The sequence below is a fragment of the Streptomyces sp. NPDC127084 genome (genome assembly GCF_042724175.1).
Taxonomy (GTDB): Bacteria; Actinomycetota; Actinomycetes; order Streptomycetales; family Streptomycetaceae; genus Streptomyces.
Map to the genome: position 1 here is coordinate 1 of NZ_JBHXFA010000204.1, position 8,777 is coordinate 8,777.

Annotated in this window: 9 protein-coding genes and 1 pseudogene; 5 read left to right on the forward strand and 5 right to left on the reverse strand. The window is 71.1% G+C overall.

Going from position 1 to position 8,777, the window contains the following annotated elements:
• Window positions 1–291: 291 nt before the first annotated feature.
• The 5 genes from ACFWI9_RS30570 to ACFWI9_RS30590 all read right to left on the reverse strand — a co-directional run bounded on the left by ACFWI9_RS30570 (window position 292) and on the right by ACFWI9_RS30590 (window position 5,314).
• A complete protein-coding gene (locus ACFWI9_RS30570; RefSeq protein WP_387167395.1) occupies window positions 292–999 on the reverse strand; it encodes a VIT family protein in 708 nt (235 codons plus the stop codon).
• Window positions 1,000–1,036: 37 nt separating this feature from the next.
• On the reverse strand, window positions 1,037–2,266 hold the full coding sequence (locus ACFWI9_RS30575; protein WP_387167398.1) for an amidohydrolase family protein: 1,230 nt from the start codon (window positions 2,264–2,266) through the stop codon (window positions 1,037–1,039).
• Window positions 2,263–3,564: an amidohydrolase family protein gene (locus ACFWI9_RS30580; RefSeq protein ID WP_387167401.1), complete on the reverse strand. Its 1,302-nt coding sequence runs from the start codon at window positions 3,562–3,564 to the stop codon at window positions 2,263–2,265. Before ACFWI9_RS30580 ends, ACFWI9_RS30575 begins: the two co-directional genes overlap by 4 nt.
• Before the next feature lie 62 nt (window positions 3,565–3,626).
• On the reverse strand, window positions 3,627–4,511 hold the full coding sequence (locus tag ACFWI9_RS30585) for an SDR family NAD(P)-dependent oxidoreductase (protein WP_387167404.1): 885 nt from the start codon (window positions 4,509–4,511) through the stop codon (window positions 3,627–3,629).
• Window positions 4,508–5,314, reverse strand: a complete 807-nt coding sequence (locus ACFWI9_RS30590; protein WP_387167407.1) for an acetoacetate decarboxylase family protein — start codon at window positions 5,312–5,314, stop codon at window positions 4,508–4,510. Before ACFWI9_RS30590 ends, ACFWI9_RS30585 begins: the two co-directional genes overlap by 4 nt.
• A gap of 98 nt (window positions 5,315–5,412) precedes the next feature.
• On the opposite strand from ACFWI9_RS30590, the gene ACFWI9_RS30595 reads away from it, so the two are divergent.
• From ACFWI9_RS30595 to ACFWI9_RS30615, 5 genes and pseudogenes are all read left to right on the forward strand, one after another.
• A complete protein-coding gene (locus tag ACFWI9_RS30595) occupies window positions 5,413–6,039 on the forward strand; it encodes a TetR/AcrR family transcriptional regulator (protein ID WP_387167410.1) in 627 nt (208 codons plus the stop codon).
• A gap of 160 nt (window positions 6,040–6,199) precedes the next feature.
• Window positions 6,200–7,177: a DEDDh family exonuclease gene (locus ACFWI9_RS30600; protein ID WP_387167413.1), complete on the forward strand. Its 978-nt coding sequence runs from the start codon at window positions 6,200–6,202 to the stop codon at window positions 7,175–7,177.
• A 108-nt stretch (window positions 7,178–7,285) separates the two neighbouring features.
• Window positions 7,286–7,519 (forward strand): hypothetical protein, encoded by a 234-nt coding sequence (locus ACFWI9_RS30605; RefSeq protein WP_387167416.1) that lies wholly within the window; start codon window positions 7,286–7,288, stop codon window positions 7,517–7,519.
• An 80-nt stretch (window positions 7,520–7,599) separates the two neighbouring features.
• On the forward strand, window positions 7,600–8,448 hold the full coding sequence (locus tag ACFWI9_RS30610) for an SURF1 family protein (RefSeq protein ID WP_387167418.1): 849 nt from the start codon (window positions 7,600–7,602) through the stop codon (window positions 8,446–8,448).
• A 52-nt stretch (window positions 8,449–8,500) separates the two neighbouring features.
• Window positions 8,501–8,777: pseudogene (locus ACFWI9_RS30615) on the forward strand (SDR family NAD(P)-dependent oxidoreductase); the annotation flags it as partial.

Genomic DNA, 8,777 nt, shown 5'->3' on the forward strand with positions numbered 1-8,777 from the left:
CTCCCCAGGCCCGCAAGGGCCGAGGGGGTGGGGCCTCCCCAGGCCCGCAAGGGCCGAGGGGGTGGGGCCTCCCCAGGCCCGCAAGGGCCGAGGGGACGCAATCGCAGGCGGTAGGGTCCCCCCGCCGCAGGCAGGGGGAGGTCATCCTCGTACCCGGGCATCCTTGGATGACGCCGCTGGCTCCGACAACGCAGCGTGGGGGGCACCACTAGGCCCCCCGCGACAGCAGGGGGAGAAGCCAGGGGGAGGGCGTGAGACGTCGCGGGCCAAGCGGGATTTGTCAGGCACGGCCTAGACCCCCGCCGCCCCCAGCAGCGACCCCGCCGCATACGTCACCGCCATCGCCAGCGCTCCCCCGGCCACGTTCCGCGCCATCGCCCGCCCCGCCGGGGCCGACCCGAGCCGGGCGCTCCACCAGCCCGTGAAGGTCAGGGCGGTGAGCACCGAGAGTACGGTGACCCACAGCCGGGCCGACGCGGGCGGCAGCACCATGGCCAGCAGCGGCAGCAGGGCGCCCACGGTGAAGGCGAGGAAGCTGGCGCCCGCCGCGTGCCAGGGGTTGGCGAGTTCGTCGGGATTGATACCGAGCTCGACCCGGGCGTGGGCTCGTAGCGCGTCGCGTTCGGTGAGCTGGACTGCGGCCTCGCGGGCGACGTCCCGGGTGAGGCCGCGTTCCTCCAGCAGCCCGGTGAGCTCTTCGAGTTCGGCCTCGGGCTGCTCGCGCAGTTCGCGCTTCTCCACGACCAGTGCGGCCCTCTCCGAGTCACGCTGCGTGGAGACCGAGACGTACTCGCCGGCCGCCATGGACATGGAGCCGGCGAGCAGTCCCGCGAGTCCGGCCGTGAGCAGGTCGCTCCGGTCACTGGTCGCGCCCGCGACGCCGACGACGAGACCCGCTGTGGAGACAATGCCGTCATTGGCGCCCAGGACCGCGGCGCGCAGCCAGTTGAGGCGAGTAACGAGGGGTTCGTGGGGCTCGTGAGAGGTCGGTTGGGTCACGCCACGGAGGGTCTCATCCGCGAAGGCCAGGGGGCGGTCACCACACGCGGACGGAACCGCCCGGTGCGAAGGCGGGGCTGGTCGCGTCGGCAGGGGCCTCCTTCAGCGGCTCGGCGATCTCCTCGACCGTGGGGCCCACGCGTGCCGCCACCGCGTCCAGCAGCTCCAGGTCGAAGCCGTACACGCGGGCCGCGTTCCCGCCCACCATCGCAGTGATCTCGTCTCGTGGCAGGCCCGCGTAGGCGATGCGGAGGCCTTCGCGGGAGTACGGGGCGGTGCCCTCGTCATGGGGGTAGTCGCTGCCCCACATGATCTTGTCCAGGCCGATCCGGTCGCGCAGCGGCACCTCGTGCGGGCGCATGAAGCTGGCGCCGACGAAGCAGTTGTCACGCCAGACCTCGCTGGGGCCCTTCCCCATCGATGAGGCGAGTCCGGCGCCGAACTTGGACTCGGCGGTGACGGCCCGGGAGGCCGCGGAGACCAGCCGCCCGTGGTAGTAGTCCAGCATTTCCACTACCCCGGGGATCCAGCCCGAGCCCTGTTCGGTGAGCACGAGGTTGAGCCCCGGATGGCGGCGGAAAGCGCCGCCGAAGATCAGATGCCACAGGGCCCGGTGGGAGAACCAGGTGGTCTCCACCATGAACACGGCCCGTGCGGCCGGCTCGTCGCCGAGCGGCGGGGACGCCGAACCGCCGTGGTGGTTGACGGGTACGCCGAGTTCCTCGCAGACCGCCCACAGCGGGTCGTACACCGCCGAGTAGAGCTCGGGGATGCCCGACCCCGGTGGGGTGCCGGGCAGCAGGATCCCGCCGGTGAGGCCCGCCTCCCTGCTGCGGCGGACCTCGGCGACCGCCTCGTCCACGTCGTTCAGCAGGATCTGGGCGACGCCCGCCCGGCGCCCCGGGGCGAGGGAGCAGAAGTCGGCAAGCCAGCGGTTGTGGGCGCGCAGGCCCGCCCAGCGCATCTCGTATTCCTCCCGGGTCGGCGCCGGGGCCATCAGGGACGCGGAGGGGAAGAACGGCGGGATGGTGTTGGGGTAGACGACTTCGGCGACGATGCCGTCGGCTTCCAGCTCGGCGAGCCTGCGAGCGGAGTTCCAGTTGCGGTCGGCGGTGTCGGCGAGCAGGTCCTCGTAGGGGTTGACGTAGCCGGCCGCCCAGGCGTCGAAGGCATCGTGGTGGCGCTTCTCCAGGTACGGCTTGTAGTCCAGGAGATCGGCTCCGGCATGGCAGTCGGCCGAGATGACCGTGTAGCGGTCCTGGATCATCGGTTCACCCCCAGTACGGGGAAGTCCTCGCCGGTGAGCCAGTGCCGGCCGGTCTCCCGCGACCGCGCCCAGGACGCCTCAACGGCCGCCTGGTCGGACGACTGCCCCAGGTCTGCCGGGGTGGGTCCGATACGGCGGGCGATCGGCGCGAGTGCCGCCGTGTCGAAGCCGAAGACCTCGGCCGCGGCGAGACCGAGCATGCGGCGGGTCTCGGCGACGGGGATGTCGTGGAAGGTGTCCCGCAGCCACGCCCGGGTGCGGGGCCAGGTGCCCTCGGGGTGGGGGAAGTCGGAGCCCCAGAGGATGTTGTCGACCCCGATCTCATAGCGCTGGGCGAGCTCGCGCCGTTTGGTGTTGGTGGCGCAGACGAACACCTGCCGGTCGAGGTACTCGCTCGGCGGGCGCTTCATCTCGGCGAACGGTGACAGCTTCTTGCCGCCGTGCGCGCCGAGATAGAGCCGGTCCATGAACCAGAGCAGGTTGGGCAGCCACCAGCAGCCGGACTCGGCGACGCCGAACCTGAGGCCGGGGTGGCGCTCGAAGACCCCGGACCAGAGCAGGAACCACAGCGGCCGGGCCGGCCACCAGGTGACCTCGGAGACGTAGATGCCCAGGTGGTCGCCGTACTCGTGGCGCGGTGCGGCGCCCGAGTGGGTGATCAGCGGCATGGCGGTCTCGGCGGCGGCGGCCCAGACGGGGTCGTAGCGCCGGTCGTGATAGGGGGCCTTGTCGACCCACATGGAAGGGATCATCAGCGCACCGAGCCCGGACTCCCTGGCCCGGTGGATCTCGGCGACGACGCGATCCACATCGCCGGTGACGGGCAGCAGGGCGACTCCGCAGTGCCTCCGCGGGTGCTCGGACACGAAGTCGGCGAGCCAGCGGTTGTGCGCCTGGGCTCCTGCCATGCCGAGCTCCGGGTCCTGGTCGCCGGAGAGCCCGAGTCCGACGCCGAAGGGTGCGGCGGTGCCGCTGTCGACGGCGTCCGCGTCGGGGAAGACCACCTCGGCGGCCACCCCGTCCCCGTCGAGTTCCTTGATGCGCTGCCCGGCGTCCCAACCGCCGCGCAGCCCTTCCTCGTTGTCGCTGAACCACTTGTCGGCGAAGGCTTCGTTGCGTACACCGAGCCGGGTCATCTCCTCGCGGCGGCGGTCGCGTCCGGCGAGGAATCCGTCGAAGTCCCGGTGGAAGCGGGCGTCGAGATAGGGCCGGTACCGCTCGGTGGGCAGCCCGGCATGGCAGTCGGAGGAGATGATCAGATAGGGGTCGTCGGGGGCCGGTGTGTACGGGTCCGTCATGACACGTCACTCCTACGGTCCTGTGGTCGGTCCAGAGGTCGGTGCAGAGATCAGTGCGGCGGTCAGTCCAGGATGAAGCGCTCGAGGTAGGCGGGGTTGGCGCGGTCGAGCATCGACTGGGCGCGGGCACGGATCTGGCGGTCGCTGTGTTCGCCGGGCGGGAGCATCCAGAAACGGTCCGCCCTGATGCCTTCCAGGACATGCTCGGCGACCTCGTCGACAGGCGTGAACCGCACCTCGTGACCGGCCTCCCGCATCGCCGCCTCCCACTGGTCGAGGCTGCGGTAGGGGGTGCGGCGGGGCCGCTGCTTGGCATAGCGGGCAGGCCTGTTGCGGTGGGACTCCCACAGCCCGGTGCGGAGCATATGGGGTCCCGGGAACAGGACGGAGGCCCCGATCAGGGCGTTCTCGGCGCGCAGTTGCGCGTACAGCGACTCGGTGATGGTCACGACCGCCGCCTTGGTGACGGCGTACACGGAGGCGGTGGGAAGCGGGGCGATACCGCCGTCGCCGGACGAGGTGTTGACGACATGGCCCGGCTCGCCGCCCGCGATCATCCGGGGGACGAAGGCCTGGATGCCGTGGAAGACGCCCCACACGTTGACGGCGAACGCCCACTGCCAGTCGTTCGGCTCGTGCTGCCACATGGGGCCTTCGGCTCCGGAACCGACGCCTGCGTTGTTGCACAGCACATGGACCGCGCCGAAGCACTCGTACACCTCGTCGGCGAGCGCGTGCACCGCGTCCCGGTCGGATACGTCGACCACGCGGGCGAGCACCTCGGCGCCGTCGGCGGTGAGTTCGCCGGCTGTCTTGTGCAGTGCGGTCTCCTCGACATCGGCGAGTACGACCTTCAGGCCCTCGGCGGCGAAACGGCGGACCATGGCGCGGCCGATCCCGCTCGCCGCGCCCGTGACGACGGCGACCTGCCCTGGCGCCGGCCTCACCGGGTGCCCCCCTGCGGGGGCCCGTCGAGGAGCTGCCGTACGTCGTCGTAACGCTGGTGGAGGTAGGGCAGCAGGGCCTGGGCGCTGACCCGCTCGACCACACGGCCCTTCTGGTCGCTGGTCTTCTCGCCGATGGTGAGCTCCACCAGCTTCCGAACCGGCAGGTCGGCCACCGGGTCGTACATCGACTCGCGCAGCACCACGTCGCCGCTGAGGCGTTCGAGCGAGCGGAACCTCTCGTTGCGTACGCAGTGCACGAGCACCGGGTCGGCGTCGAAGCCCGAACCCGTACCGTCCACCGAGGGAAGGCACTTGAAGTAGAAGTCGAGCTTCTCGGCCGGCTCGGGCAGCGGCAGCGGTCCGGACACGGCGCCCCGCACCTCGACAAAGGCGATCCCGTGCCGGGCGAGCGCGGCCCGTACGACCAGGCCGTCGCGGTCGACCGTCACCTCCCCCAGCTTCTTCGGCTCGCCGAAGACCTCACGGCCGCCGACGAGCGCGCGCTCGGTGGTCATCGGCATGACGAGCGGATACCAGCCCTGCTGCTCGCCGTGTGCGGCGGCGACGGCTACGGAGCCCGCGCCCAGAGGATGCCCGGGAAGGTCGACCCGGCTGATACTCACCCGCACCAGGGGCTGTTCGGCCGGTTTGAGCGGGGGTGGGAGCACGGCCGCGACCACGTCCGGGTCGGTCTCCCATACCGCCACGACGCCCGTGGACCAGATCTCGGGGAATGTGGCGGCGGCTGCGCGGGCCGCGGTGATCTCGGCCTCGGAACGCGCTCCGTACCGTACACGAGCCATGTCGTACCACCCTTTCGCCGGGGGACGGATCTGTAACAGAGTTACACCGTTGCCGATGAAGGGTAAAGAGCCTTGCACGTACCGGAATTGGGGGACTCATGCCACGCACTGCCCTGACCCGCGAAGAGGTGCTGGACACCGCGGCGGAGCTGGTCAGGCAGCACGGCCCCGACGCCCTCACCATGCGGGGGCTCGCGGCCAGGCTCGGCACCGCGGTCACGTCCATCTACTGGCATGTCGGCAACCGGGAGTCGCTGCTGGACGCGCTGGTGGAGCGGACGGTACGGGAGATGGGTGCGATCCGTCCGATAGGGCGCACTCCCACCACCCGGATCGTGTCGGTCGCCCGGCAGTTGCGCCTGGAGTTGCTGGCCCGCCCGCATCTGATCGCCATGGTCCATGAACGGGGGCTGACCGAGCGGATGTTCCTGCCCGCGCAGCGCGCCCTGGTCCACGAGGTGCACACGGCGGGGCTGCGCGGGGCACGCGCGGCAGAGGCGGTCCGTGCCGTGCAGTTCCAGATAGTCGGCTTCGTCCTGGTCGAGCGCAGCCAGGAGCGCGCGCCCGTTCAGTCGCCGGGGCAGGACACGTTGTGGGACGCGGAAACCGCCGAGGACGATCCGGGCCTGGCCCGCGCGCTCGCCCGGCCGGCCCGGCCGGAGAAGCTGTTCGCCGCTTCGGTGCGGGCACTGGTGGACTCGCTGCTGGGGCGGGCCGGTACATAGGCTTCTACGACAGGGTTCCCGGCCCCTCGCCCGGAACTCGACGGGGACTCGCCCGGAACTCGCGGCGAGCCAAGGCGACCTGGTGGACGGGACGCGACCGGGCCGCCGCCCATGGGGCGCTCGACCGGTTTGTCAGTGGCGCCCCGTAAGCTCTGTGACCATGCTCGACGACCGTACGACCGCAACAACGTGGCCGACCGCGTATCCAGAGGGGTACGCGGTCGTCGACGTGGAGACCACCGGACTCGCCCGCGACGACCGGATAGTCTCTGCTGCCGTCTACCGCCTCGACGCCCAGGGCAATGTCGAGGACCACTGGTACACGCTGGTCAATCCCGAGCGGGACCCTGGACCGGTGTGGATCCACGGGTTGACGAGTGATGTGCTCGAGGGCGCACCGCTGTTCACCGATATCGCCGCGGAGTTCGCGCACCGGTTGGACGGCAGGGTCCTGGTCGCGCACAACGCCATCTTCGACTGGTCCATGATCGCCAGGGAGTACGCACGGGCGGATCACACCGTGCCGGTACGTCAGCGGCTCTGCACCATCGCACTCTCCAAGGAGCTGGCGCTGCCGCTGCCCAACCACAAGCTGGAGTCGCTGGCCGCCCATTACGGTGTCGTCCAGCAGCGCGCGCACCATGCCCTGGATGACGCCCGGGTGCTGGCCGAGGCGTTCCGGCCCAGTCTTCACACCGCGGCGGAGCGCGGGCTGCGGCTGCCGCTGCTGGAGTGCCGGGCGCTGACCGAGTGGTCCACCGCGGCGCCCGCGCCGCGTATCGGCCGACAAGCGACCGACTCCTCATACCGTCAGTACGGCTGGCGGCCGTCCCGCAAGCGGCCCGCCTGCCCCTACCCCAACCCCGGGCGCTACGAAGCAGACAAACCACTCAAGCAGGGCATGCGGGTGGCGTTCTCGGGCGATACCTCCATCGAGCGGGAGCTGCTTGAGGACCGTGCGATAGAGGCGGGGCTGCATATCGCGACCAGCGTGTCGCGGCTCACCAGCCTCCTGGTCACCAACGATCCGGACGCGGGGACGTCGAAGACCGTCAAGGCGAAGTCCTTCGGCACGCCGATCGTCGACGAGGCCGCTTTCGCCCAGCTGCTGCGCGATGTGAGCCCGGCGGGAGAGTGACTCGAGAGGACGGCGCCCGGGGCGGGCACTGCGCCGGTCGGGTGCTGGCAGACCGACCCGCCCCCGTGGACCTTGCCCAGACCGCCCGCGCTCCGGAGCATGCGGCGCATGGCACGTTGCGAGGTCTGCGGAAACGACTACGGCATGTCCTTCGAGGTCCATGCCCAGGGCGCCGTACACGTATTTGACTGCTTTTCCTGCGCCATCCATCGGATGGCCCCCATCTGCGAGCACTGCAAGGTCCAGATCATCGGCCAAGGTGTCGAGGCCGAGGGCCACTGGTACTGCGGAGCGCACTGCGCCCGCGCCGAGGGGAGGGCAGGCATCGTCGACAAGGTCTGAACCTCTGAGCCGGCGGGTCCGGGTCATCCCTCGTACCCCCTCCCTCCGAACACCCCATGGCCGAGTTGTACGGTCATGGGGTGTACCGCTTCCTGTTGTCCCGACAGTGGGTGATCCTCACCCTCATCAGCCTCGTCCTCATTCCCGTGATGGTCGAGCTGGGCTACTGGCAGCTGCACCGGCACCAGCACCGGATCGCCCAGAACGAGCTGATCGCCGGCAACCTCACCGCGCGACCCGTACCGGTCACCGAGCTCACCTCGCCTGGTCGCACCATCCCCCGTGCCGACTACTGGCGGCAGGTCACGGCCAGCGGCACCTTCGACACCGCCCATGAGGTCGTAGTCCGCCGCCGCACCAACGCCGATGACCGCGTGGGCTTCCATGTGCTGACGCCCCTGGTCCTCGCCGACGGCCGTGCGGTCCTGGTCAACCGCGGCTGGGTACCCGCTGCGGCCGACCAGGCGGCGTTCCCCGAGGTGCCACCCGCGCCCGAGGGGCGCGTCACCGTCACCGGGCGGCTGATGGCAGACCAGACCACCGACGCCAGCGGTATCAAGGACCTGTCCGGACTGCCGCCCCGTCAGATCATGCTGATCAACAGCGAACAGCAGGCGGAGTCCACGGGCCTGACCCTGCTCGGCGGCTATGTCGAGCAGACCGCGCCCGAGCCGTCCGGCGGTACGCCCGAGCTGATCCCCGCCCCTGACCACGATTCCATCGGCGCGCATATGGCGTACGCCGTCCAGTGGTGGCTCTTCGCGGCGGGGGTGCCCGTGGGCTGGGTGATCCTCGTACGCCGCGAGAAGCGCGATCGCGTTGCGGCGGCGGTGTCCGAAGCCGGGGCCGAAACGACGTCCGACGCTGGGGCCGAAACGACGTCCGACGCTGAAGAGCGCGCGGCCGCACCCGGCTCGGCGGCCGTCTGAGGCCTCCCGGGCCGGCCCTCGCCGGCCGCAGGGCACACGGCAGGATAGCCGCATGGATCTTGGACTGAAGGACCGCGTCTACATCGTCACCGGCGCGACACGGGGACTCGGCAACGCCTCGGCGCACGCACTGGCCGCGGAGGGCGCACGGCTGGTCGTCACCGGCCGGGAGCGGCAGGCTGCCGAAGCGGCGGCGGCCGAACTCGGGCCCGACGCCGTCGGCATCGCGGCGGACAACGCCGACCCCGGAGCCGGCGCCCCGCGCCGAGCGGGGCGCGCGGGAACGTTGGGGGCGCGTGCGCGGGCGCGCTGGACAGGGGGGGGGCCCC

Bases quoted from the DNA above. Each gene is read 5' to 3' on its own strand.
- ACFWI9_RS30575 (WP_387167398.1), bottom strand. From the start codon at position 2,266: ATGATCCAGGACCGCTACACGGTCATCTCGGCCGACTGCCATGCCGGA.
- ACFWI9_RS30580 (WP_387167401.1), bottom strand. From the start codon at position 3,564: ATGACGGACCCGTACACACCGGCCCCCGACGACCCCTATCTGATCATC.
- ACFWI9_RS30590 (WP_387167407.1), bottom strand. From the start codon at position 5,314: ATGGCTCGTGTACGGTACGGAGCGCGTTCCGAGGCCGAGATCACCGCG.
- ACFWI9_RS30595 (WP_387167410.1), top strand. From the start codon at position 5,413: ATGCCACGCACTGCCCTGACCCGCGAAGAGGTGCTGGACACCGCGGCG.
- ACFWI9_RS30600 (WP_387167413.1), top strand. From the start codon at position 6,200: ATGCTCGACGACCGTACGACCGCAACAACGTGGCCGACCGCGTATCCA.
- ACFWI9_RS30605 (WP_387167416.1), top strand. From the start codon at position 7,286: ATGGCACGTTGCGAGGTCTGCGGAAACGACTACGGCATGTCCTTCGAG.